This is a genomic window from Anaerostipes hominis (ex Lee et al. 2021) (assembly GCF_002270485.1).
Classification (GTDB): Bacteria; Bacillota; Clostridia; order Lachnospirales; family Lachnospiraceae; genus Anaerostipes; species Anaerostipes hominis.
Genome location: NZ_NQOG01000021.1, coordinates 12,573 through 36,132, shown reverse-complemented (window position 1 = coordinate 36,132; position 23,560 = coordinate 12,573). Strand labels below are relative to the sequence as shown.

At 45.1% G+C, this 23,560-nt stretch carries 24 protein-coding genes, 3 tRNA genes and 5 pseudogenes; 20 read left to right on the top strand and 12 right to left on the bottom strand.

Annotated elements, in window-relative coordinates; genetic code table 11:
* The first annotated feature begins 9 nt into the window (after positions 1–9).
* Positions 10–1,839, top strand: a complete 1,830-nt coding sequence (gene ftsH, locus CI597_RS14685; protein WP_024728678.1) for an ATP-dependent zinc metalloprotease FtsH — start codon at positions 10–12, stop codon at positions 1,837–1,839.
* Positions 1,840–1,910: 71 nt separating this feature from the next.
* Here ftsH and CI597_RS14680 read toward each other — a convergent pair whose 3' ends face one another.
* Positions 1,911–3,170 (bottom strand): dicarboxylate/amino acid:cation symporter, encoded by a 1,260-nt coding sequence (locus CI597_RS14680; RefSeq protein WP_024728677.1) that lies wholly within the window; start codon positions 3,168–3,170, stop codon positions 1,911–1,913.
* 145 nt (positions 3,171–3,315) lie between these two features.
* Here CI597_RS14680 and CI597_RS14675 point away from each other — a divergent pair.
* The 4 genes from CI597_RS14675 (at position 3,316) to CI597_RS14660 (ending at position 4,977) form a co-directional block, all read left to right on the top strand.
* Positions 3,316–3,397 (top strand) — tRNA-Tyr (locus CI597_RS14675).
* A gap of 3 nt (positions 3,398–3,400) precedes the next feature.
* Positions 3,401–3,487 (top strand) — tRNA-Leu (locus tag CI597_RS14670).
* A 279-nt stretch (positions 3,488–3,766) separates the two neighbouring features.
* Positions 3,767–4,198 carry a hypothetical protein gene (locus CI597_RS14665; protein WP_034550208.1) on the top strand — a complete coding sequence of 144 codons (432 nt, stop codon included), beginning with the start codon at positions 3,767–3,769 and terminating at the stop codon, positions 4,196–4,198.
* Positions 4,199–4,332: 134 nt separating this feature from the next.
* A complete protein-coding gene (locus tag CI597_RS14660; RefSeq protein ID WP_024728676.1) occupies positions 4,333–4,977 on the top strand; it encodes a helix-turn-helix domain-containing protein in 645 nt (214 codons plus the stop codon).
* 33 nt (positions 4,978–5,010) lie between these two features.
* Here the strand turns inward: CI597_RS14660 and CI597_RS14655 are convergent.
* From CI597_RS14655 to CI597_RS14615, 9 genes and pseudogenes are all read right to left on the bottom strand, one after another.
* Positions 5,011–5,265: pseudogene (locus tag CI597_RS14655) on the bottom strand (MATE family efflux transporter); the annotation flags it as partial.
* Positions 5,249–6,213 (bottom strand): annotated as a pseudogene (locus CI597_RS18970) (VapE domain-containing protein); the annotation flags it as partial. The pseudogenes CI597_RS18970 and CI597_RS14655, both read right to left, overlap by 17 nt.
* 10 nt (positions 6,214–6,223) lie before the next feature.
* Positions 6,224–6,620, bottom strand: a pseudogene (locus tag CI597_RS19555) (DNA primase); the annotation flags it as partial.
* A 61-nt stretch (positions 6,621–6,681) separates the two neighbouring features.
* Positions 6,682–6,885 (bottom strand): annotated as a pseudogene (locus tag CI597_RS18755) (sigma-70 family RNA polymerase sigma factor); the annotation flags it as partial.
* Positions 6,886–7,009: 124 nt separating this feature from the next.
* Positions 7,010–7,642 (bottom strand): ABC-2 transporter permease, encoded by a 633-nt coding sequence (locus CI597_RS14635; protein WP_024728672.1) that lies wholly within the window; start codon positions 7,640–7,642, stop codon positions 7,010–7,012.
* On the bottom strand, positions 7,639–8,499 hold the full coding sequence (locus CI597_RS14630) for an ABC transporter ATP-binding protein (RefSeq protein WP_024728671.1): 861 nt from the start codon (positions 8,497–8,499) through the stop codon (positions 7,639–7,641). The genes CI597_RS14635 and CI597_RS14630 overlap by 4 nt, the downstream gene beginning before the upstream one ends.
* Before the next feature lie 14 nt (positions 8,500–8,513).
* Positions 8,514–8,885, bottom strand: coding sequence for a GntR family transcriptional regulator (locus tag CI597_RS14625; RefSeq protein WP_024728670.1), 372 nt, complete (start codon positions 8,883–8,885; stop codon positions 8,514–8,516).
* A 134-nt stretch (positions 8,886–9,019) separates the two neighbouring features.
* Positions 9,020–9,232 (bottom strand): helix-turn-helix domain-containing protein, encoded by a 213-nt coding sequence (locus CI597_RS14620; RefSeq protein WP_024728669.1) that lies wholly within the window; start codon positions 9,230–9,232, stop codon positions 9,020–9,022.
* A 133-nt stretch (positions 9,233–9,365) separates the two neighbouring features.
* Entirely contained in the window at positions 9,366–9,557 is a 192-nt protein-coding gene (locus tag CI597_RS14615; RefSeq protein WP_235824650.1) for a hypothetical protein, read from the bottom strand.
* Between the two features lie 354 nt (positions 9,558–9,911).
* On the opposite strand from CI597_RS14615, the gene CI597_RS18200 reads away from it, so the two are divergent.
* The 12 genes and pseudogenes from CI597_RS18200 (at position 9,912) to CI597_RS14555 (ending at position 19,176) form a co-directional block, all read left to right on the top strand.
* The gene (locus tag CI597_RS18200; protein WP_186992514.1) at positions 9,912–10,088 is read left to right on the top strand and encodes a hypothetical protein; all 177 of its coding nucleotides are present in this window, start codon (positions 9,912–9,914) and stop codon (positions 10,086–10,088) included.
* A 102-nt stretch (positions 10,089–10,190) separates the two neighbouring features.
* Positions 10,191–10,439 (top strand): hypothetical protein, encoded by a 249-nt coding sequence (locus CI597_RS14605; RefSeq protein ID WP_024728667.1) that lies wholly within the window; start codon positions 10,191–10,193, stop codon positions 10,437–10,439.
* 26 nt (positions 10,440–10,465) lie between these two features.
* Positions 10,466–10,684: a MerR family transcriptional regulator gene (locus tag CI597_RS14600; RefSeq protein ID WP_024728666.1), complete on the top strand. Its 219-nt coding sequence runs from the start codon at positions 10,466–10,468 to the stop codon at positions 10,682–10,684.
* 154 nt (positions 10,685–10,838) lie between these two features.
* Positions 10,839–11,267 (top strand): annotated as a pseudogene (locus CI597_RS14595) (transposase); the annotation flags it as partial.
* A gap of 326 nt (positions 11,268–11,593) precedes the next feature.
* Positions 11,594–12,511: a GntR family transcriptional regulator YhfZ gene (gene yhfZ, locus CI597_RS14590; RefSeq protein WP_024728664.1), complete on the top strand. Its 918-nt coding sequence runs from the start codon at positions 11,594–11,596 to the stop codon at positions 12,509–12,511.
* A 150-nt stretch (positions 12,512–12,661) separates the two neighbouring features.
* The gene (locus CI597_RS14585) at positions 12,662–13,024 is read left to right on the top strand and encodes a PRD domain-containing protein (protein WP_024728663.1); all 363 of its coding nucleotides are present in this window, start codon (positions 12,662–12,664) and stop codon (positions 13,022–13,024) included.
* A 32-nt stretch (positions 13,025–13,056) separates the two neighbouring features.
* Positions 13,057–13,422 (top strand): DUF2620 family protein, encoded by a 366-nt coding sequence (locus tag CI597_RS14580; protein ID WP_024728662.1) that lies wholly within the window; start codon positions 13,057–13,059, stop codon positions 13,420–13,422.
* A gap of 25 nt (positions 13,423–13,447) precedes the next feature.
* Positions 13,448–14,764 (top strand): YhfT family protein, encoded by a 1,317-nt coding sequence (locus CI597_RS14575; RefSeq protein ID WP_024728661.1) that lies wholly within the window; start codon positions 13,448–13,450, stop codon positions 14,762–14,764.
* Positions 14,765–14,787: 23 nt separating this feature from the next.
* Positions 14,788–15,696, top strand: coding sequence for a phosphotriesterase family protein (locus tag CI597_RS14570; RefSeq protein ID WP_024728660.1), 909 nt, complete (start codon positions 14,788–14,790; stop codon positions 15,694–15,696).
* A gap of 20 nt (positions 15,697–15,716) precedes the next feature.
* Complete coding sequence (locus tag CI597_RS14565) at positions 15,717–16,820, top strand: aminotransferase class V-fold PLP-dependent enzyme (protein ID WP_024728659.1); 1,104 nt, start codon at positions 15,717–15,719, stop codon at positions 16,818–16,820.
* Positions 16,811–17,983 carry an alanine racemase gene (locus CI597_RS14560; protein ID WP_024728658.1) on the top strand — a complete coding sequence of 391 codons (1,173 nt, stop codon included), beginning with the start codon at positions 16,811–16,813 and terminating at the stop codon, positions 17,981–17,983. The genes CI597_RS14565 and CI597_RS14560 overlap by 10 nt, the downstream gene beginning before the upstream one ends.
* A complete protein-coding gene (locus CI597_RS14555; protein ID WP_024728657.1) occupies positions 17,965–19,176 on the top strand; it encodes a phosphopentomutase in 1,212 nt (403 codons plus the stop codon). The genes CI597_RS14560 and CI597_RS14555 overlap by 19 nt, the downstream gene beginning before the upstream one ends.
* Before the next feature lie 362 nt (positions 19,177–19,538).
* On the opposite strand, the gene CI597_RS14550 is transcribed toward CI597_RS14555, so the two are convergent.
* Entirely contained in the window at positions 19,539–19,994 is a 456-nt protein-coding gene (locus CI597_RS14550) for a hypothetical protein (RefSeq protein ID WP_143266091.1), read from the bottom strand.
* A gap of 159 nt (positions 19,995–20,153) precedes the next feature.
* On the opposite strand from CI597_RS14550, the gene CI597_RS14545 reads away from it, so the two are divergent.
* Positions 20,154–20,567, top strand: a complete 414-nt coding sequence (locus CI597_RS14545; RefSeq protein ID WP_081723894.1) for a site-specific integrase — start codon at positions 20,154–20,156, stop codon at positions 20,565–20,567.
* Between the two features lie 132 nt (positions 20,568–20,699).
* Here the strand turns inward: CI597_RS14545 and CI597_RS14540 are convergent.
* Positions 20,700–20,772: transfer RNA gene (locus CI597_RS14540), tRNA-Gly, on the bottom strand.
* A 232-nt stretch (positions 20,773–21,004) separates the two neighbouring features.
* On the opposite strand from CI597_RS14540, the gene CI597_RS14535 reads away from it, so the two are divergent.
* Together CI597_RS14535 and CI597_RS14530 are read left to right on the top strand one after the other, a co-directional pair.
* Positions 21,005–22,051: an ATPase, T2SS/T4P/T4SS family gene (locus CI597_RS14535; protein ID WP_024728654.1), complete on the top strand. Its 1,047-nt coding sequence runs from the start codon at positions 21,005–21,007 to the stop codon at positions 22,049–22,051.
* Entirely contained in the window at positions 22,038–23,543 is a 1,506-nt protein-coding gene (locus CI597_RS14530; protein ID WP_024728653.1) for a hypothetical protein, read from the top strand. The genes CI597_RS14535 and CI597_RS14530 overlap by 14 nt, the downstream gene beginning before the upstream one ends.
* Positions 23,544–23,560: the final 17 nt, after the last annotated feature.

Here is a 23,560-nt window from a genome sequence, read left to right as displayed (position 1 = left end):
GACAGTAAGTTGAACCCAAGAAGAGGAAACAGCAATTTTTTGTTCCTTGCAGTCATTTTATGTCTGGGGATTATTTATTTTTCCAGAATGATGAACAGCACCGAGGACAATTATAATTACGCACAATTCCGTCAGGACGCAAAAGCGGGGCAGGTTGTGGGGATCACCATGAAGCAGAATAAAGAGGTCCCAACCGGCACTATGACGGTAGAATTAAAGAATGAAGTGTATAAAAACTGTAATATCACCGACGTTGACGCGGCGGTAAAAGAGATCGAGGATAAATACCCGAATCTCTATAAAAAAATGGTAGTGAAGCCGATCGACCGGAGCGGAGACTGGATCACGACCCTGCTTCCGAACCTTTTGATGGTGGGAATTCTTGTATTTTTCCTGATCATGATGATGAAGCAGAATGGCGGCGGCGGAAAAATGATGGATTTCGGAAAGAGCCGTGCCAAGATGGCAAATCCGGACGGCCCGAAAGTTACATTTGACGATGTGGCGGGTCTTACCGAGGAAAAAGAGGAACTGGAAGAAGTGGTGGATTTCTTAAAAGATCCGAAGAAGTTTATCGGTATCGGGGCAAGAATCCCAAAGGGAGTCCTCTTAGTAGGACCTCCGGGAACAGGTAAGACACTGATAGCAAAAGCCGTGGCCGGAGAGGCAAATGTCCCGTTTTTCAGCATTTCAGGTTCTGATTTCGTTGAGATGTTTGTCGGCGTCGGGGCTGCCAGGGTCAGAGACCTGTTTGCAGAGGCTAAGAAGAACGCACCTTGTATCATTTTTATCGACGAGATCGATGCGGTGGCCAGACGGAGAGGTTCCGGCCTGGGCGGCGGACATGACGAGAGAGAACAGACCTTGAACCAGATGCTTGTGGAGATGGACGGTTTCGGCGTCAATGAAGGCATTATTGTCATCGCAGCTACGAACCGTGTGGATATCCTCGACCCGGCGATTCTCCGTCCGGGCAGGTTTGACCGGAAGGTCGGCGTGGGAAGGCCGGATGTCAAGGGAAGAGAGGACATTTTAAAGATCCATGCCAAGAAGAAACCTCTGGGCGATGATGTGGATCTCCACGAGATCGCCAGGACGACGGCGGGATTCGTGGGCGCAGATCTGGAAAACCTGATGAACGAAGCGGCCATTCAGGCGGCTAAAAATAACCGCGGATACATTGTAAAAGAAGATATCGACAAATCCTTTATCAAAGTGGGAATCGGCACAGAGAAAAAGAGCCGTGTTGTCCCTGAGAGCGAGCGGAGGATTACGGCTTACCACGAGGCAGGCCATGCGATCCTGTTTCACGTGCTCCCGGATATGGGACCGGTCTATACGGTTTCCATCATACCGACCGGCGTTGGGGCGGCGGGATATACGATGCCGCTCCCTGAAAACGACAATATCTTTAATACAAAAAATAAAATGCTGCATAATATCATGGTAAGTCTCGGAGGAAGGATCGCAGAAGAGCTGATCTTTGAAGATATCACGACCGGTGCCTCCCAGGATATCAAGCAGGTTACCCAGCTTGCCAGATCTATGGTCACTGAGTACGGCATGTCAGACCGGCTCGGTCTGATCAATTACGACAGCGGTGAAGGGGATGAAGTCTTCCTCGGAAAAGAAATCGGCCAGCCCCGTCCGTACGGAGAGCGGGTGGCAACCATTATCGATGAGGAAGTGAAAGACATCGTGGATGACTGTTATAAGAAAGCCAGGGCGATCATTGAAGAGCATATGGAAGTACTCCACAGCTGTGCAAAACTGTTATTGGAAAAAGAACGAATCAATCAGAGTGAATTTGAAACCTTGTTCGAGGGGACAGAAGCGTAAAAAAACTGCCGCACTAAAAAGGTGTGGCAGTTTTTTTGCACGAATATGGATAAATTCTGCTGGATAGGAATTTAAAGATTGTTGGAGATGTCTACTTTTCTCCGTGCTTCTTTCCGTTTTTCCATGGCATCCACACAGATAGTGCAGGCTGCATCCCCGGTGATATTGACTGTGGTTCTTGCCATATCAAGGATACGGTCGACTCCTGCTACGAGGGCGATTCCCTCTAAAGGAAGCCCGACACTCTGGAGCACCATGGCAAGCATGATAACGCCGGACCCCGGAACTCCTGCGGTGCCTATGGAAGCCAGGGTCGTAGTCAGAATGACCATCAGCTGCTGGGTTAAAGTCAGATGCACTCCAAAAATCTGAGCGATGAAAATAGCGCTGACCCCCTGGTAAATAGCGGTTCCGTCCATGTTGATCGTAGCACCCAGAGGCAGGACGAAGCTTGCGATCTCTTTTCTGGCACCAAGCTTTTCTGTACATTCATAGTTAAACGGCAGAGTTCCCACACTGCTGGCACTGGAAAATGCAAAGAGCATGGCCGGGCTTTGTTCCTTGAAGAATCTGAGTGGGCTGATGCCGCTGAATCCTTTGACCGCGCTTGAATAAACTACAACCATATGCACGATGCTGGCAAGATAGGCTACCCCGATCAATTTCAGAAGAGGAAGCAGTACGGACGGACCATTTGTGGCCACGACCGGAGTGATCAGTGCGAACACGCCAATCGGCGAAAGATTGATGATGAGGCCCATGATGTTGATGCAGACTTCTGAGAGACTCTCCACAAGGTCTGCCGCAGGTTTTCCTTTGTCACCGGCAATGATGATGCCGAATCCGAAAAACAGTGCGATGACAATAACCTGGAGCATTGTGGCACTGACTAAAGGCTCGACTGCATTTGACGGAAAGATATTTACAAGTGTTTCTATAAGGGAAGGGGCCTTGGTGGCACCTTCATATGCCTCCAGAGAAGAACTGTTCATCACGTAGCCGCCTCCCACGTTAAGTACATTTGCGAACAGCAGACCGAATGTAACCGCAAACGCCGTGGTAACGATGTAAAAGCAGATGGTCTTTCCTCCGATGGAACCTACCTTTTTAATGTCCTGGAGAGAGACGACTCCCTGAATGATGGAGAACAGGACTACAGGGACGACGATCATTTTGATCAGGTTCAGGAAAATAGTTCCGAAAGGCTGAATGTAATTCTCAGCGATCTTCGGATGACTCTGAAGCAGAAGACCGGACAGGATACCTAAGAATAGAGCCGTCAGGATCATCACGGTCAAGGATAATTTCTTTTTTTGTTTTTTTGTATTCATACTTTCTTTTCTCCTAAATTTGTAGTATAGCCACGAAATATTTTAAAGGAAAAAGGCGGAAAAAACAATGGGATTCATCGGAATTCTCAAAAAGTACTTGCATTTTCATATTTCATACAGTATAATTCTAAATTGTCAGGAACGCGGTGGGATTCCCGAGTGGCCAAAGGGGGCAGACTGTAAATCTGTTGGCAACGCCTTCGAAGGTTCGAATCCTTCTCCCACCATCAGCCGTTGTGGCGGAACTGGCAGACGCACAGGACTTAAAATCCTGCGGGACTTATACTCCCGTACCGGTTCGATTCCGGTCAACGGCATTAAGTAAAAGTAGGAGAAAGGTTGAATTTACAGCACCTCACTATATAACATAAAGAATTATTAATTATACTTTGTGCACGGGGGATATGCATGAAGTATGGACATTTGGAATTAAGGACAGAAGAACTGTTGCAAGAAAAGGGTATGCAGAGATATGGAAGTCTCTCATGCCTTTTTTCTTGTGCATTTTTAAAAATAGAGTTATATTGTGAATAATGAAAGTTAAATAAATTTGAAGTCTGATAAGACACAAATATGAATTTACGGAGGTGATGTAATTGGATATTATAGCGAAGCTGACATCGAAAGACGATAAGTACGCTTGTGCGATTGCAGATAAAATCATATCAGAAAGTAAGGAGACAGACGAGTGGTATGAATATTTTGATGATTTTGCCTCCCTGCTCAATCATCCGAAATCGTTGGTAAGAAATAGAGTGCTGTATATTCTTGCGGCAAATGTCCAATGGGATGATGAAAAGCGCTTTGATTTGATTATTTCTGACTTCCTATCTCATATTACAGACGAAAAGCCAATTACAGCAAGACAATGTATCAAGGCACTTAGGCAAATAGGGCAGACAGAACGCCAATATATCCCGATGATACTATCAGCTTTACGCAGTGCTGATTTATCCAAGTATAAAGACAGTATGCGTCCGCTAATTGAAAGGGATATTGCGGAAACAGAGAAGATACTTGCAGATTAGAATTTGACGGTGGGAATGATGAATAGATAACGATGTAAAAGCATTTTGACAAAGCAAATTATAAATGAAAAAGTGATTTGATAGACGAAATATATATTTCTGTTTATGATATAGGTAGAAAAAGGAGGGTGGTTATGGATATAGGGACAAAAATAAAAAATGCGCGAATAAGTGCAAATCTTACACAAGAACAAGTTGCGGAAGCACTCGATGTAAGTAGACAAACAATTTCTAACTGGGAAAATGAAAAAACATACCCTGATATTGTGAGTGTCGTTAAAATGAGCAATTTATATAACATTAGTCTTGACCATCTATTAAAGGAGGAAAAGCCTATGTCAAATTATTTGAATTATCTTGACGAAAGCACCAATACAGTAAAAAGCAAAAATAAACTGTCTATGCTTATTTTATTTGTAACCTACCTCGGAATTTGGGCTGTTTCGCTTATAGTGTTCTGGTTTTTTATCAACAGTTCGGATGCAATGGGATATAGTATTATGTATCTATGGGTACTTCTTCCGGTAACAACATTTGTGATTTCTTTACTAATCGGAAAAAATAATTATATGGGAAAGTGGAAGTGGGGTTCCTCGATTGCATTTGGTATTATGTATATGCTAGCAGAGTATGCAACTTTTAGTGCTGCGAATATGATTACTTTTGATAAAATCAATGTACCGCAATTTGCAATGATATTGATAGGAGCAATTATTTCTCAAGTTGGATTAGTAGTAGGCGCTCTTATGAGATATACAGAGTTCAAGAATACAAAATAATACAAAAATGCCACTTTGTTCAGGAAGACCTTGTCACGCAGGACTGGTTTCCATTTCTTCGGTTTCCTCGTCTTTTTCTTTTATATGACGGTTCAGTTTTTTCATCTCCGGAACGACAAAGAGGGCCACGATTACGGCAGATGACATATCTGCGATGGGTCCCGCAAAGAGGATTCCGTTGAGCCCCAAAAAGAGCGGAAGAATCAGGATCAGGGGAACCAGGAGCAGGAGCTGGCGAAGCATTGAGAGGACAGACGCCTTTAGAGGCTGCCCCGTACCCTTCAAATATCCGGGGATTGGGAAAATACTTCCATCCAGTGACGCACTGGTTCATAATCTCGTTGATTTCCCGAATTTACCATTGTTTCGGCTCGTCAAAGTCCTGGTTTAATGCTTCCCGGAAAAGCTGCTTGGACATACGGCGCTGCCAGTGTAGCGGTCAAGATATGCCTGTATCATCCCGGCCTTAGTGTCCTCCGGCATAAAATTCCGCTGGTGTTCTTTCAGATAGCGTACCATTTCGGGGCTGAAAGACAGCTTAAAATCGCCGCTTTTGTATATTGTCATGGCTTCCGTCCATACCTGTTCGATGTAGGCTCTGGAAACGCCGGTTGCCGGTACGGTCAAGGGGAAGGAGGTCCAGGGCGTTGGAAGTCCCTCCAAACACGCATTGCCGCAGCCTGTCCTCCGGGTGGGTTTCGTATGGTATTTTATAGACCTCCTTCTGGCGGCTTAAAAATGACTTGATTTCCTCAATGCTCTTGGCGTTGGCAGTGGCAATCATCTCCGACATTTCAATAATCCAGTGGCCTTGTAGCTTGCGGTATACGTTTTCATCGACCAGCTTCCGCAAATCATCGGAAAACCACTCGTCCTTTACCGCCGGCAGACGGAAAAAAGGCAGACTTCCCAGCTCCCTGACCGCCTACCAGACAAAGCATGACCTCAAATTTACAGCCGGGGCAGAACGCCCGCCGGATGGCTCCCAGAAGGAACAGTCGCAGGGCCTGGTAGGTGTACTTGTCTGTGTCGGCTCCCAGAAAGTGCCGCAAGGTCGGTGTGGGTCATGGCCTTTCCGCCGGTTCTGCGTTTCCTGCCGACAGGCTTTAGAAGGTCAATGCGCTCGGTCAACAGGTTCTTTGCAACCGCCCCGGAAAGGACGGGGTCATACTGGAACACGGTCAAACAATTCTGAATACTGTTCCTTACGCCGCCCTTCTCGGTGCCCTCCAGCATGGCTCTGACTTCAGGGGCGCTCCGGGGCAGCGGGGCGGCTTCGATAGCGTCCATCACGGTCTGCCGCATTTCTGACGGCAAGGTCTGCCATTCTTCGCTAAAGGCTTCTCACTTCCTTTCCATAGCTGGCAATCAGGGCGGCTCGTTCCCCTATATCAGAGAACAGCAGCACATCCAGCAGATATTCCACATGGCTCATGCGCTGCAAGGCTGCCACAAGAAGCGGGTGGAAGTCCTCGTCCGGCGTTTTGGGGGCATAGTCCTGTTTCCAGCGGCGCAAAAGATTGTGGTAGCCGGACAGTACCCGGAAGCAGTAACGCTCCATGCGCTTAAATTGCTGCTCCGGGCTTTCCTGCCGGGGTTCCCGCCTGGGGCGGCTCCCTGTCCGCATAGGAGATAGAGAAGTCTATCCATCTCCTTGTTTTCAGCTGGCTTCATTATACAATGTCCGTTCATAAAACGGCGGCACTCCGGCTCTGGCGCTTGGAAATATTTATCTGCTGTGCCTAACGGGTAGTGCTTTTCATCTGTGAGGTATTCAAGGGATATTTCTCTTTTGTATTTCCTGTTCCTTGTCCTTGCCGCATTGATTGTTGCGTTGCGTATGACAACTTTACAAAAGGCATGGAATGTGTATTCGATATGCTCTTTATATTCTTCTGTACAGGTCATAGAAATTCCCCCTTTCCTCCATAAAGGGTGCTACATAGTTGATGAGTTATTTAATGCAAAGTACAATAAATCTTTGTCATTTGCCTTCTTGGTATTCTCTCCAAATAAAGCAACGTTCCTCATACTATTTCTTTCTTGAATATCCCAATACACTTACAGCGTAAGAGAAGATGAACAGAACAGCAGAGATAAGGAAGCCCGCTAAAATGTATGCTGATATTGTATCAGTTAAAGAAACAAGACCTGGCCCATCTTCAAAGTATTTAATAAGATAGAAAATAGGCACGGTTACAAGAAGCCCCATTGTTTGTGCGGAACGAAAACCAAACCAATAAGTGAGGGGCAAGCAAATTGCTGTACATATTAGTGGAATAATGGTGGCTACTGATACAGAAACAAATAGCAATGCTCCATCAAAACTTTGATATATAACACTTGATACAAAGTAGAGAAGAATACTGGCCGCAATGCTTATTCCTATTGTTAGCAGAACAGAAATATATTTGCTCCCTACCGCAAAGAATGAATTTACCGGCATAGTAAGCTGATATTTTTTCCATCGTACTTGTTCATCGCTGGCAAAACTCATTACATTTTGCATACCGACAGTCATTGCAAACATAATTGTTGCTAAAAGTCCGGAAAAATCCCCGGCGTTTACTAAAAGTAAAATAATCGCTGCGGCTGCTATGATAATCAGCTTTTTGTCGATACTTTTGTAAAATAAAGAAAAGTCCTTATAAATCAGTCCTCTCATTTTGTCGAACCTCCTTTGATATAGAACAGCATAATTTCCTCTAGCGAAGCACTATCAACAACCACATTTTTGTATTTTCTCCGGGCGGCTTCCTTATCCCGCACAAGACATTCCATACTTACATTTGTTTTCCTTGAAATGATATAATCCTCTGGCTGTATATCTGCAAACTGTTTTTTCTCACATCGGATAATTCCATACTGATAAATCAGAGTATCCTTTTCTTCCTCAAATACAATCTTTCCCTGATGAATTAAAATGACATAATCCGCTATCTTTTCTATATCAGATATAATATGAGATGAAAAGAAAATGGAGTGTTCTTCGTCCTGTATGAAGTCTAAAAACATTTCCAGAATTTCATCCCGTACTACCGGGTCAAGACCTGTTGTGGCCTCGTCTAAAATCAGCAGCTTTGGTCTGTGAGCCATTGCACATATGATGGATAGTTTCATTTTCATACCTTTTGAAAAAGAGCTAATTGGTTTGGAAAAGGGAATATTTAATTTTTTCATGTATAAGGTAAACAATGAATTATCCCATGTAGGATAAACGCCGGAAAAAATTTTTGCTACGTTCTGCGCTGTGAAAAAATCATGGAAATTACATTCGTCAAATACAACGCCAATTTCCTTTTTAACAGAACTATTCAGCGTATCTGTCCCCAATATTTCAATCGTTCCACTATCTCTTTTCAACTCATTTAGAAGAAGATTGATTGTGGTACTTTTTCCAGCCCCATTTTCTCCGATAAATCCAACAATCCTTCCTTTAGGTACTTGCAACGATATATTATTCAGCGTAAAGCCATCGAAAGATTTACACAAATTTTTTACAGAGATATTGTTTTCACTCATTTTATGACCTCCTGTTATTCCTCATACAACACTTTTAGAATATTTGCCATCTGCTCATAAGAAATGCCATGTGAGCGTCCAATATCCACAACCTGCTGTAATAATTCTTCTGCCTTTCGTAACTGTTCTTCTTGAATAAACTCTTTATTTTGGGAAGCAACAAAACTACCTTTCCCTGATACAGTTTCAATAAATCCATCACGGGTTAAATCCTCATAAGCCCGTTGGACAGTTATCACGCTGATATGTAAATCTTTCGCTAATGCCCGCATAGAAGGAAGCATTTCTCCAGCTTCCAATGTTCCATTCATAATCTTATTTTTTATCTGTGAACTGATCTGTTCATAAATCGGCTTATCGCTACTATTACTTATGACAATCTCCATAATTTCCCTCTCGTGCGTACTGTCTGTATTTTGCGTACTTGTTCGATAAGTACAGTATATATGATTGTGTGGAACCTGTCAACAAAAAAATAGCAAAAGCGGTAAATACGCCTTTGCTACCTGGTAGCTCACTGTTATTCCATTTTATCATCTTCCAACTCAATCACATCTAAAATGTCACAATTCAGGGTTTTGCAGATACGAACCAGCGTTTCCATGCTGATGTTCTTTCCCTTTCCCATGTTGGCAATCATATTTGTGGTAAGACCGGCGGCAAGCCGCAAGTCCTCTTTCCTCATATTGCGCTCAACCAGTGTGTGCCAGAGGGGTTTATAGCTTATGTGCATTTATCCTCCTGCCTTTCTCCAGGCTCCGGGGTTTCTGCTCCCATTATATCAAAATTCTTGCTAACTCACAAACATTTCTTGACAGAACTGCCGGTTCCGTCTGGATTGTGCTTTTCCTTTCTCTTGATTACATCTACTTAGCCATAAACTGGGTGATGCCTGAGGAAGTGCCCAGCGCGATCACATTTTTGCAGACAGAGCCATCCAGCTTTAATTCTTTTAGATGCAGCCTCATCTGGCTCCGTTTGCAGAAGTAGAGAAACAGGATCAGTGCGGAGATGATCTGTGATGTAATCGTCGCCACGGCAGCGCCCCGGATTTTCATAAATGCACACAAGAAAAAACTGTTGTCCCCGACCAATCTCAGTGTCAGCCAGGCAACAATTAAAAAATCTCATTCCGTGGCGATGGATAACAGAGATTAATCTGCTGATTTTTTTCATAGAATCCTCCTTTTTAGAATAAAGTTGAATACACAACTGTTTTGGGCCAAAAAAAATAGTACTTTGAATACGAATCAATCAAAATACTAATCTGAATAATTAAAGTATAACATAAATTAATTGCATGTTTAACTATATTCCGAATGCAAGCTTATATCGCATATAATTACCATAAACTACCATGAACGATTCGGGATTCCCGGTGATAAAATGAAGACATAAAAAGGAGGGAGAACATGGGATATGGGCAGACAGATGGGAGGAACAAGAAAGAATATGATCACCGGAAGGTGCCGGACCCTTCATTGATACCGGAAGATAAGCCTTCTGACAGACTGAACAGGCGGATGAAAAAAATTTTTGATGAAGCGAGAAAGAAAGAAGCGGCAGAGGAGGATGGCAAAGAATTATGAATACCGGATATTCTATATTTTACGCTCCTTGGACTTGGCGCGTCCGGCGCGGTAAGGTATAATACTTACTGATATAATAAATTTTTATGGAGGAATGTTTTTATGGAAATTACAAGTCTGTTGCCGGGCGTAAAAATTGTAAAAGAGGATGGAGAAGTAAAAGAAGACGTTTTTATCTCCCAGGGGGACAAGGTTAAAGTGACAACTGTGGATGAAACGGTGACAGGTACATTCATGCTTGTAGAGTTTGCACGTTACAGTGAAGAAGATGATATTCTCCATATGGTGAGAGATGATGAAGGATTTGCTGTTCCCTTCGACCAGATCATTGATATCGTAAGAGCAGATTAATCCTCTGCCGGGAAAGTGTTTTTGATATGGACTATGCGAGGCTGACCATTGGACAGATGGCGAAACTAAATAATATTTCAACACAGGCTTTGCGGTACTATGACCAGATAGGTCTTTTAAAACCCCGGTTTTATGACGAAGACAATAAGTACCGGTATTACAGTATTGAACAGTGTGCTGTGCTGGACGCCATTATCCATATGCAGTCTTTGAAATTCTCCTTATCACAGATTAAATATTTTTAAAGCCCGGAAAGCATCAGGAGCTGTATGACGCAATAGTTCCCGAACGCAATGTCATACCCTTCGGGTGGACGTGCTTCACACGATAAGGTATAACAAAAGAAATAACACAGCTGGAAAATGTGCAAAGGGTTATGGACAGAAAGTTTCATGATTATCAAAATTCGTTTCTTACAAGGATATCAAAAAACTAATGGCTGACCTGAAACTTGTATATGCGGCGCCAACGGGGGAAACTGCCCTGAATGAGCTGGAACTGTTTCGGGATAAATGGGACACCCAATATCCTAAAATCTATAAATCATGGCATGATAACTGGGCGACCCTTTCCACCTATTTCAAATATCCTGAAGTGGTCAGACGGCTTATTTATACGACGAATGCCATTGAGGGCTTTAACCGGCAGCTGCGGAAAGTGACCAAATCCAGGAGTGTGTTCCCAACAGATGACAGCCTCCTGAAAATGCTGTATCTGGTAACGATGGAGATCACAAAAAAATGGACAGGCCACCGGCAGGACTGGGGAAATCCCTGTATAATGCAGGTATGGGCAGAACCAAAAACAATCGGCTCTGCCCAATCGTAACTATCAACGTATCTTACATTAGATTTTTGAGTATACACAAAACTTGAAACTCTCTCAGAGATGTTGAAACCCGGTCAAAGAGTATACCTAAGAGGAATAAGCCGTACAATGCTCACTATAAATCGGGATTGCTTGTTATACCTAAAAATAGCATAGTTAAACCACAAGTCCTTATCTGATACTTTATCAGAGCATCGTGGGTGAACTCTACACCATTATTTCCGAAGGTAAATTTACGCTATCACTGATGCTGTTTTTTCTTGACAAGACCGGCCGAAAGTATTATATTAACAATATACAATATTTTGTACAAAGGCGTTGAGGGTATGGATCAGAATTTATATCAGAAGATCGGTGTTACGATAGGACAGTTGGCTCAGGATTTCCTCACCAGAAATGTAGGAGACCGTATCCCTTCGGTTTCAGAATATCAGGAGAAGTTTCATGTATCACGGGGGACGATACAAAATGCGCTGGCTTATATCAAGGAGAGCCAGGGTATATCTCTGAAAGCGCACGGGCATATGGGGACATATATCGAGGGGATCGACTATGCCAGACTCCAGAATTGTTGTATCAGGGAGGAGATACTGGGGATCATGCCCCTGCCTTATTCAGTGACATATGAAGGGTTTGCCACAGCGGTCTATGAGACGATGAAAGGACTGAATTTTAATATGGCGTACTCCAGAGGAGCCGTCGGCAGGATCCGGCTCGTGGAATCGGGGACCTATCAGTTCGCGGTATGTTCGCAGTACGCAGCGGAGCAGGCTATGCGGGAGGGCAGCAAGGTTGAGATCGTCATGAACTTTGGGGCAGGCAGTTTCCTTTCCAGGCATGTCCTCATGTTGCGGGATACAGATGGCACGGGGATCGTGGATGGGATGCGTGTCGGTTATGACAGTACATCTTTGGATCAGAGCAAGATCACGGAAAGGATCATCAGAGATAAGAAAGTAGAACTTGTAGAGATAAAGACACAGAATATCATTTCCGGATTAAAGGCAGGGACGATCGACGCCGGTGTCTGGAACTATGATGATATCATAGCCCATGGGCAGGTTGGCCTAAAAGTTGTCTTTCTCAGCGAAGAAGAGTATGACGTGCGGTTTTCGGCGGCTGTCATCATCGTAAAAAAGGGAGCTGAATATATCAAAGCGCTTTTGGAAAAACATATAAGTAAAGAGCGTGTGCTGAAAGTCCTGGAAGAAGTAAGGACAGGGGAGCGCGTTGCAGATTACTAGATGATGCTGCAAAGCAGAAGCAAGAGCATTGCTTTGGACTGTCTGTATTGGGAAATGTCTGCTGGAGCAAAGACAGTGCCATTGTCCCATTGCAGACAAAATATATCATACCAATATACAAAATATTGTATATTGAGAAAGGAGGATGGTTTGGAAGTAAAAGAGAACCTGTATGAGAGGATAGATATTTTATGTTCTGCTGACATCATAACGAAAGATGATGCCGCTGTATGCGGACAGATAGTTGATATCCTCGCACAGGAGAGGGAGGATGTGGATGAAGAAAAAGCAGGGATCTTTATCACCCATTTGGCGATGGCCCTGAAAAGGACAAAAGAAGGAGAGAAGGAGGAGCCCATCGACGCGGAAATCCTGGAAGCGCTTAAAGAGGAACCTGTTTATGAGAAAGCATCCGCATTTTTCGGAAAAGTGATGGGCAGACTTCCAGTAGAACTTTCAGATGCGGAAAAAGGGTTCATATTCGTCCATGTCTGTAATGTATTGGGTGGCTGAAATGCACAGAAAGGGAAAAGGAGGAAGGAACATTGAAGATCGCAATCGGCGGGATGCAGAAAAATGAGATGAAGGACGCTATCTTAAAAGCGTGCCCGGAGGCGGAAACGATCGTCACTACGGATATGGGGGCGGTCCCGATGCTCAAGGACGGAAGGGCAGATTATTATTTTGGAGCATGTGAGAGTGGCGGGGGATCGGCGATCTCGATCCTGATCGGGCTCATCGGTTATGGAAAATGCTGTACTGTCTGTAAAAACGGTGGAAAGCCGGACAGATCTGAGATTGAGAGCTTTGTCGAGGCGGGAAAGATATGTTTTGGGATGACAGTATCCAATATTGAAGGGACAGTTTCGGTACTGATGGACGTACTTATGAAGAAAGAGACAGAAAAGTGATTTAGGAGAAAGAGAGGAAACAGGGATGGAGCTTAGCGTTATAAACATTATTTTAGTGATGGTCACTTGTGCTATGACAGCGTTTATCTCACATATGGGCATGGCAGTATTTCATGATGGGATAAGACCTGTCATACCGGAATATATTGAAGGGCGCATGCACAGAACGGAGATGGCGACGATCGCTTTTGGGCTGAGTGTGGGGTTCATCGCATCTGTAGGGATCGGAAATGCACTTGCCACAAATCTTCTTAATCCATGGCTTTTATTCCTTGCCACGGATATCATCGGGATCGCCTCGCCGAAGAAGTGGCTGGCCCCGATCCTGGGGGCGGCATATGGGGTTCTCTGTATCACGGCGATAGGGGGCGTGAACACCGTGCTGACAGGCATGCCGGTAGACCTGATAGGAGCGTTGGGCAATGTCGGTACATATGTGGTCACAGGTTTTGCGATCTTCCCGATCATCACCATCATCATGCAGTTTGGGATGAGGACAGGGATAATCTCCGCAGTCGTCGTAGTGGTATTCCGTTTCGGGGGGCCGAAATTTTCTACGATCAGCGCGGATGCATGGACGATGATGGTTGGTGTCGTCCTTCTTGTCGCACTGTGCATTTACAGGGATGCAAAGGATAAACAAGACAATAAAGAAGGAGAGACATTAAATGTATTTTCGGAAAGGACTGCAAGGATCAAGAAAAACCTTCCGTTCCTGATGATCGCGGGAGCACTTATCGCTGTCATATGTAATATCCACGTCTTTGCCGGGAGCGACGTTTCCATGTTCGATCTTTCCAAGGCGTATGTGATGACAGATGCGGCGGAGGCAGATGCTCTTATCAAGACAGTCGCCACAAATGAATTTATGAGAGGCCTGAGTTTTATCCCTCTGATAGCTACGACAGCAGTTACGACAGGTGTATATGGCGTTGCGGGCTTTACATTTATCTATGTTGCAGGATATCTCTCGCCGAATCCGATCATTGCCGCAGTATCAGGTGCTGTCATCATTTTTGTGGAAGTCATGCTTTTAGGCCTGATCGGGAAATTCCTTGGCAGATTTCCGTCTATGCGTGATGCTTCTGACAATATCAGGAGCGCGATGAACACCTGTGTCGAGTTCGCCCTGCTGATCGGCTCTATCTCAGCATGCGGTGCGATGGGGGCGGGCACTTCCGCAGGTGCAGAAGGCGGGTTTTTGATCGGTGGCGTGATCTATCTGATCAATGAGGCGACGGGGCGGAAGATCATGCGCATGGCTATCGGCCCGATCGCGGCCATCGCGACAGGGCTCCTGCTCAACCTTACCTACCTGATCGGGCTTACGCCGCTGGTATAAGACAGAAAAGACGGTGAAAAGTTATGATAAATACAGTTAAAGGACGTATTGATGCCGGAGCTGTCGGCGTCACCATGTGCCACGAACATCTTGCCCTGGACTTGTCCCCGGTACGAAAGGATACAGACTCCGTATTTGACGATTCGGTGCTCATCGAAAGTGAAGTGGATCTTATGAAAGCCCTGGGGGTCAAAAGTGTGATCGAAGTGACCTGCAATGACATGGGGAGAAATGTGCGCATGCTCAGGCAGATAAGCAGAGAATGTGGCATACAGATCATCGCGTCGACCGGATTTTATCTGGAAGCGTATCACCCTGAAAGTGTCCGGTCGGGGACAATAGGAGAAATCTGTGATATTTTTTGCCGGGATATCCTGGAAGGGATAGACGGGACTGACATAAGAGCAGGTATCATAGGAGAAGTGGCAGGCGGGGAGAAAGAACTGGCTCCCAGTGAAGAAAAAGTACTGAAAGCGGCTGCGGCAGCAGGGGTAAAGACAGGATGTGCCGTGACGACACATTGCCAGCTGGGGCAGCTGGGGCTGGAACAATCTGCCTTGCTGCAAGGACAGGGGATAGATCCGGATAAGGTCATTTTAGGCCATATCGACCTGTCGGACGACAGAGCCTATCAGAAAGCGATCCTGGATACGGGAGTGAATATAGCATACGATACAGTGGGAAAGACAGCATATCTGTCGGACGAAAAGCGGGCGGACAATCTGATGTGGCTGCTTGAAAAGGGATATGAGGACCACATCCTCTTATCCCAGGATATCTCGAGGAGATCCTATATGGTGAGATATGGGAAGTACGACGGCTATACCACTGTCATGAAAAGATTTGTGCCACTTCTCAGGGAAAGAGGCGTGTCACAGGAAACGCTTGACAAGATGCTGATCCATAATCCAGCCAGGATCCTTGATATGTAGAAGTAAAGGAGGGAAATATATTGCTGACTTATCCGTTGGAAGGGATGGATGTAAAAGAAGCTGTCGCGGCCCAGTTTAAGATGATCGATTGTATCACGAAAGTATTTCGGGGGCATGAGATGCTGAGCAGAGGAGATCTGGGTGTCGTGCCTGGTTTCAATAAGCCTGTGACGACATATAAGGCAGAACAGGTCATCGCGGACTTTTTTGATGCGGAATCCTGCGTCCTTGTACGGGGCGCAGGAAGCGGCGCCATTCGTCTGGGCCTGTCTGCCATGATGCCACCGGGCAGCAAGATATTGATTCATGATGCCCCGGTCTACAGTACGACTTCCATTTCCATGGAAATGATGGGACTAGATCTTAAAAAAGCGGATTTTAACAACCTGGCAGACATAGAACGGGCATTGGGGCAGGATCCGGATATCCGGGGGGCCCTAATACAATATACGAGACAGAAGCCAGAAGACAGCTATGATATGGAGACTGTGATCGGGACCATCAGAAAATGTGCGGATATCCTCATCTTAACTGATGACAATTATGCCGTGATGAAGATGAGCAGGACCGGAGTGCAGTGTGGCGCGGATCTTTCGTGTTTTTCCTCTTTTAAGCTCCTTGGGCCGGAAGGAGTGGGGATCGTTATCGGGAAGAAAAGATATACAGACAAGATCATAGGATGGAATTATTCCGGGGGGATGCAGGTACAGGGCCACGAGGCCATGGATGTCCTGCGCGGGCTGACATATGCCCCGGTGTCTCTGGCCATTGAAGCAGAGGTGGGGAAGGAGTGTGTCAGAAGACTGAAAGCCGGCGAGATAGACGGGATAAAAGACGCCTTTCTGGCAAATGCGCAATCTAAGATCGTACTTGTAGAATTTGAAGAAGATATTGCCGCTCAGGTGTTAGAAGAGGCAGAAAGATCCGGCGCGGCCCCAAATCCGGTGGGGGCAGAATCGAAATATGAGATAGTGCCTATGTTTTACAGACTCTCCGGCACATTCCGAAAAGCAGATCCCGCTCTCGAGAAGAGGATGATCCGTATCAATCCTATGCGGGGAGGCGCTGATACGGTGCTGCGTATCCTTAAAAGGGCGGTAGAAAGTGTGAAGATATGTTTGTGAACCAGTTGAGAAAGAAGAATCCGGCACTGTTAAACACGGCGTTTGAACTGCACCAGACGGGCCGGGTCAGCCCGGATTCTTACATAATAGATGTAGATACATTCCTTGAAAATGCGCGGAATATCGCGAAGACGGGCAAAGCATACGGCATAAGGCTCTTCTTTATGCTCAAACAAGTCGGGAGAAATCCATATCTGGCAAAGAGACTTGTCGAGATGGGATATGAAGGGGCAGTGACCGTTGACTATAAAGAAGCTGAAGTCATGATGCGCCATGGCATCCCCATCAAAAATGCGGGCCATCTGGTGCAGATACCTGGCCATAAAGTAAAATGTTTTGTGGCTTATGGGGTGGAATATATGACCGTCTATACCCGCGAAAAAATCGAAGAGATACAAAAAGCCGCCGCGGAACTTGGAAAGATACAGAAAATATTACTCCGTGTCGCTGCAGGCGGTGACATGATGTATTCCGGACAGACCGCCGGATTTTCGCTGGAAGAGATGAAAGAGACCGCGCTTTGGGTGGAGAAAGACTGTAAAAATGTAAAAGTGGCAGGGGTCACGTCGTTCCCGTGCTATCTGTATGACTCAGAAGAGAAGAAGATTCGGCCGATCCATAATCTGAAGACCGTGTTAGAGGCGGCATCAATCATGGAGAAGGCAGGGATGCCGTGTGAACTTGTAAACACGCCTTCCGCAAGCTGCTGTTCGACCCTGAAAAAAATGGCGGTCTATGGGGGCAACAGCGCGGAACCCGGCCATGGGCTGACGGGGACTACACCACTTCACGCGGAATGTGATGAGCCGGAGATCCCATGTTGTGTATATGTAACGGAAGTATCCCACAATTTTGAGAACAGAGGTTACTGTTACGGGGGCGGATATTACAGGCGCTCCCATGTGGAAAACGCTCTTGTGGGGACGGGGATGGAGAAGATGGAACAGGTTTCTGTCATCCCACCGGACAGTGACAGTATCGACTATCACTTTGGGCTTTCGCAGATGTGCCAGGTGGGAGATACCGTGCTTATGGCGTTCCGGTTTCAGATATTTGTGACGCGAAGTGATGTCGTGCTCGTGGAAGGGCTTCACAGAGGAGAGAAAAAGATCATAGGAGTCTATGACAGTCAGGGGAGGCAGAAATGGACAAAAGATTCGTAGTGATCGTGTTAGACGGCTTCGGCATCGGTGCTATGAAAGATACGGCAATGGTCAGGCCAGCTGACCAGAAGGCGGATACATTGGGGTCTTTGCTGCGGAGGTTTCCCGAACTGAGATTAAGGAATCTGGAGAGGCTGGGACTGATGAACGCCTATGGAAAGGAGAGCTCATGCATGAAGTTTGCACCTTGCGCAAACTTCGGGAAATGTGAGCTGATGCATTTTGGGGCAGATACGTTTATAGGACATCAGGAGATCATGGGGACCCTCCCCAAAAAGCCGGATCAGCATCCATTTCAGGAGAAAGCCGAGGAGATACGGGACTGTCTGGAAAAAGCAGGATATATTGTCGAAGTGATCGAGAGGAAAGGGCTCAGATATCTTCTTGTCGACGAATATGCCACTGTGGCGGACAACCTGGAGGCAGATCTGGGAATGTGCTATAATGTGACGGCTCCGCTGGATTATATGCCCTTTGAAAAAGAACTTGAGATCGGCCGGCTAGTGAGGAAGGTTGCCACAGTTGGTCGGGTCATCGTATTTGGAGGGACAGGCAATACGATGCAGGATCTGTGGGATGCCGAAGAGATCAGACAGGGGAGGTTCATCGGGATAGCGTCTTCAAAGTCAAGATCTTATGAGCATGGGTATCAGTGCAGGCATTTAGGATATGGCGTGGATCCGCAGGTACAGGCTCCGTCCATTCTTGGCAGGGCGGGATATGAGGTCTCGCTGTTTGGAAAAGTCGCAGATATCGTGAATAATGAGTATGGGAAGAGCGTTTCCTGCGTGGATACGGAAGAAGTCATGGAACTTACGATCAGGGAGATGGGGCGGATGAAAAAGGGATTTATCTGTACAAATGTACAGGAAACAGACCTGGCCGGACATTCCCAGTCAGCACCGGCTTACAAAAAGATCCTGGAGATCGCGGACCGCAAGATCGGAGAACTTATGGAGTGCCTCAAAAAGCAGGATATCCTGGTCGTGATGGCGGATCATGGAAATGATCCCGAGATCGGACACAGCAAACATACAAGAGAATGTGTCCCTTTGCTCGTATATAAAAAGGGGATGGAAGGGACAGATCTTGGGATAAGAAAAACATTGTCAGATGTGGGGGCGACAGCATGTGCCTGTTTTGGCACACAACTCCCTCAGAATGGGATGTCGTTTATGTCCCCTGAAGGTTAAAAAACGGGGCAGACTGTTTTTAAAGAATACCTGAATGAAAAGTTAAAATCCGCTTGTAAACTTAAATTCCGTATTGACAACTAAATTCCATTTTTAAGGCTTTGACAGATGTCAGGAATGGGTATAAAGTGGAATTTAGTTACCCTTGACCATTGGCTGCTAAAAAAAGGGTATGCGGTTGCAAGCAACTGGGATTGTGTACTGTAAGACTGAATTCCACCTGCCTAATAGGTTATTATGGTGGCTCGTATCCGCAGATTTATTTTATTGTTAGGCATTCGTCACAGGGTAATTAAAGTGTTGGCACGTTGTGCCAGCCGAGCATGGATGCCCCTACTGTAAACACATGAAATACCAGCGTCTTATGCCTGCGTGTTACGCATTGGTTTCTGCTTGCCGTTTACCAGTGCCGGCGTAAGGATGACTTCATCCGCCGGAATTTCAGACAGATGGAGGAAGTCCATGAGTTCATCGGGCAATATCATTTTTGCAAGTGTGAACGGTGTCAGACCGCCGAGACTTTCCCGGCAGGAACTGTTAATGTGGCTCATCATCAGGTTCACGTCATCCTGTGTCATGTTATCGAAAGAGCTCTTGCCCTGCGGGCAGATTTTCCGGATGTATTCGTGGTTCCGCTCACAGTGCGGTTTCTGCCATGAAGCCATCGGATCACAATAATAGATCCTTGTGCGGATGATATTGTCAATGCCGCATTCAAGCTTGTCCGGATGTCTGAACTCGCCTCCCCTGCCGGTAAGTATCAGGGGGATTGCGGTGCTGAAAAGCCATGTACCGATAAGCTTTATTGATAGAGTCAAACACTTTTTCAACTCCTGTGGTTTCCTTGGAGTCCAGGAGGAACGCTGCCATAATGTCACAGGAACAAAAGTGCATGGTCAGGAGAACCTTGCGGCTGCCCTCGCATCCAATCACCGTGTCCATTTCGGTAATGCGGGTGTCAACTTTTTTTATACCATATCATTAAACAGGTTTATGACATTGGTGAAACAAAGACTGCACATTCCAAACGTGAAGTGCCACTGACCGGGAGAGCTATGTTAGTATTAAGGCTTTTAAAGGAATTGCATCAGCAAAATGGATGGTATAAACCAAATCAACTGCTTTGCTATGATGGGCATCAATATATAGAAAAAACAGCAAAGCTTTCTAAAGATTTAAAGAATTTATGTGAAAGAGCCGGGGTTGAACCTGACAGAGTACATCCTCATCTGCTACGCAAAACCGTTGCAACTGTATTACATGAAGCTGGAATGAGTACCAGAGATATTGCAGATATACTTGGTCATTCGGATATCGCAACCACGGAACAATGCTACATCATTTCAACAGAAGCGGAAAAGAAACGAAAAAAAATGGCGGCAGTTTTATAAAAACTATCGTCATTTTTTCTTTAAAAAGTGTCCAAACTTTTTGACATCAATAATTTAATTTTGACAGCAGTCAGATTTACTATTTAAACCGATGAAACCATGAGAAATACTAGATTTTCCAGCATTAAAAAGAGCGATAGACGGGACTCGAACCCGCGACCTCAACCTTGGCAAGGTTGCGTACTACCAACTGTACTACTATCGCATATTATTCTGAAGTTCTTTGCTGAGAACAAAATATATTTTACAATATTAGAGCAAGGATGTCAACCATCTTTTTTACTATTTTTTTGCTGTATGAAAAAATCAATTATCGGATTGACAAAAAAATAAATATAAGTTAAAATATGGAAATAAGATATCTTATATCAAAAATACAGCTAATCATTTCTACATCTATTTCAAGATAAACCGATTCCCATTGATCAGGAGGAACTATGCAGAAATTTGCAATCGAAGACAAGTATTTTGGACCGCTGCTGCCTTTTATCCAGGACTATATGGTTACCGACATCAACTGGAATGGAAAAGAGCTGATCATTGACGACCTGGACCGGGGCAGGCATACCGTTGTTGGAACAGAGATTTCGGAAAGCTTTATCAGCCAGTTCAGTGCAAGGATAGCCAATGCGGTCTCTGCTCCGTTTAATAAATATGATCCCTTGGTGGAGGCAGAAGTAGATGGACTGAGGATTTCCATTATACATGAAGATGTATGTGCCACCGGGCGGAGCATTTCTATAAGAAAGTCACCGGCACTTGTAAGGCTCAGCGAAGATAAGATTTTTAAAGAGGATTACTGCGGCAGAGAAATCCTGAATTTCCTGAAAAACAGCGTTCTCGGACATATGAATATTGTGATCGCAGGTCAGGTAGGCAGCGGCAAGACAGAACTTTTGAAATATCTGACCAGGTTTATTCCGGACATGGAGCGAGTTATTACGATTGAAGATAGTCTGGAGATACATTACAGGGAGATTAATCCGGGAAAAGACTGTGTGGCCATTGAGGTCAATGAAGATACTTTTGGCTACGTAGAAGCCATTAAAGCGTCTTTAAGGCAGCTGCCTACGTGGATTCTTCTGTCGGAAGCCAGGGGTGAGGAAGTACAGCATTTAATCCAGTCCCTCACAACGGGACACTATTCGCTGACAACCGTTCACACGGATGATGTGCGGAGGATTCCGGAGAGGATGAAAAATATGGTGGACGATCCCATCGCATCGGAACGTATAGAGAGGGACGTCTATGGATTTGTGGACTTGGGAATTCTGATACGGAAGGAACAGAGCCTGGATGGCAGAATCCTCCGCTATATTGATCAGATTGCCTGTTTCTATCTGGATCAGAATGGACAGAAAAAGATACAGATGATCTTGAAGGACCGGAGGATTATAAATAAAGAGCTTCCGCAGAAGCTGAAGAAAAAATTTCTGGTCAAAGATCCGTTCCGATGGGAGGGGATGAACAATGGAACAACGTAATAAAAGAGCAATCCTGAAAACATTCTGGTACATCAAATATACAAATCTAAAAAAAGAGATCCGGGGCTATGGATACTTTTATTCATTCAAAAAATATCTGGCATCTTTATTTTTATCTTTTCTTGGAATTCTTTTGGCAGGAAGATTTTTTCATCTGCAAATACCTTATATCATGGGTCTGGGCCTGGCATATCTGTGCTTTTTTCCGATCATTATCATCCGGCAGTTTAAATATATGTATGAAGAGCAAAGATTCAGGGATGTGGTGAATTATTTGGAGCAGATGATATATTCTTTCAAAAAGCAGCCAAAGATTATCGTGGCATTGGAGGAGACAAAACAGCTCTGTGAAGGCCGTATTCTGAAACTTATCGATGAAGCGGAGAAAGCCATCAGCAGTCCGGTCGCAGCAGACGACTTGTATCGGCACGCACTTTCCTGTATTGAGCAGGAGTACCGCTGTGACCGGATGAAGATGCTGCATGATTATCTGGTCAAAGTGGAAAATCTGGGTGGCCAGTATCAAAGTACGTTAAATATCATATTAGACGATGTTAAAGAATGGACAGAGCGGACGTATCTCTTTCAGAAAGAGAGAAAAAGTATGAAATTTAAGATCGTGCTTTCTCTGACCGCGTCGCTGGCAGTTGCGGGGACCACAGTCATGATGCTGGCCAGCGATGAGATGCTTGGAAAGGTACTTAGGGGACCACTTTACCAGAGAACGACATTTTTTCTTTTGTTTTTGTTTCTCATGTTATATCTGGGAGCACAAAAACTGCTCACCGGCTCCTGGCTAAAAGATACGATGGAAGAAAATCCGGAACAGATTCAAAAAGATTTTAAGATAATGCGGGAGGAAAAGGACGGAAAACAGCCGTGGATCATTACTGCACTGAGTTTTCCTGTTTTACTCCTGGGGTTTGACTGGCAGAATCTCTATATTATAGGGGCTGTAACAGCCCTGATAGCCGCGGCGTGGTTCACTCCGTCGTTAAAGAGAAAGAATGCCGGGAGGAGAATTCTAAAAGAGATCAATCAGAAGTTTCCTTATTGGCTCAGGGGGATCGCGCTGAGTCTTCAGACAGAAAACGTCTATGTTGCAATAAGGGATTCTCTTGATAAAGCACCTTATGTATTAAAGGAGCAGATTGAGATGCTTCTCCATAACATTGATGAAGATCCGGAATCCATACTGCCGTATCAGAACTTTCTGTCGGAGTTTGATCTGCCGGAAATACAGTCTGCCTCCAAGATGTTATATTCGCTTACCAACTGTGGGAAAGACGATTCCGAGGCACAGATCAATACCCTGATCCATCGGAATAATGTATTAATGGACAAGGCAGAATGGATTCAAAATGAGAACGATGTAGCGGGGATAGGGGCATTGACGTTTGTGCCCATGGTGCTGGCAACTTTAAAGATGATCATGGATTTGGGATTGATTTTCGGGAGTTTCTTTACGCTTTGGACGAAACTTCCGGGATAGACAGGAGGACATATGCA

Bases quoted from the DNA above. Each gene is read 5' to 3' on its own strand.
- CI597_RS14680 (WP_024728677.1), bottom strand. From the start codon at position 3,170: ATGAATACAAAAAAACAAAAAAAGAAATTATCCTTGACCGTGATGATC.
- CI597_RS14660 (WP_024728676.1), top strand. From the start codon at position 4,333: ATGGATATAGGGACAAAAATAAAAAATGCGCGAATAAGTGCAAATCTT.
- CI597_RS14635 (WP_024728672.1), bottom strand. From the start codon at position 7,642: ATGAGAGGACTGATTTATAAGGACTTTTCTTTATTTTACAAAAGTATC.
- CI597_RS14630 (WP_024728671.1), bottom strand. From the start codon at position 8,499: ATGAGTGAAAACAATATCTCTGTAAAAAATTTGTGTAAATCTTTCGAT.
- CI597_RS14625 (WP_024728670.1), bottom strand. From the start codon at position 8,885: ATGGAGATTGTCATAAGTAATAGTAGCGATAAGCCGATTTATGAACAG.
- CI597_RS14620 (WP_024728669.1), bottom strand. From the start codon at position 9,232: ATGCACATAAGCTATAAACCCCTCTGGCACACACTGGTTGAGCGCAAT.
- CI597_RS14615 (WP_235824650.1), bottom strand. From the start codon at position 9,557: ATGAAAATCCGGGGCGCTGCCGTGGCGACGATTACATCACAGATCATC.
- CI597_RS18200 (WP_186992514.1), top strand. From the start codon at position 9,912: ATGGGATATGGGCAGACAGATGGGAGGAACAAGAAAGAATATGATCAC.
- CI597_RS14605 (WP_024728667.1), top strand. From the start codon at position 10,191: ATGGAAATTACAAGTCTGTTGCCGGGCGTAAAAATTGTAAAAGAGGAT.
- CI597_RS14600 (WP_024728666.1), top strand. From the start codon at position 10,466: ATGGACTATGCGAGGCTGACCATTGGACAGATGGCGAAACTAAATAAT.
- yhfZ (WP_024728664.1), top strand. From the start codon at position 11,594: ATGGATCAGAATTTATATCAGAAGATCGGTGTTACGATAGGACAGTTG.
- CI597_RS14575 (WP_024728661.1), top strand. From the start codon at position 13,448: ATGGAGCTTAGCGTTATAAACATTATTTTAGTGATGGTCACTTGTGCT.
- CI597_RS14570 (WP_024728660.1), top strand. From the start codon at position 14,788: ATGATAAATACAGTTAAAGGACGTATTGATGCCGGAGCTGTCGGCGTC.
- CI597_RS14560 (WP_024728658.1), top strand. From the start codon at position 16,811: ATGTTTGTGAACCAGTTGAGAAAGAAGAATCCGGCACTGTTAAACACG.
- CI597_RS14555 (WP_024728657.1), top strand. From the start codon at position 17,965: ATGGACAAAAGATTCGTAGTGATCGTGTTAGACGGCTTCGGCATCGGT.
- CI597_RS14535 (WP_024728654.1), top strand. From the start codon at position 21,005: ATGCAGAAATTTGCAATCGAAGACAAGTATTTTGGACCGCTGCTGCCT.
- CI597_RS14530 (WP_024728653.1), top strand. From the start codon at position 22,038: ATGGAACAACGTAATAAAAGAGCAATCCTGAAAACATTCTGGTACATC.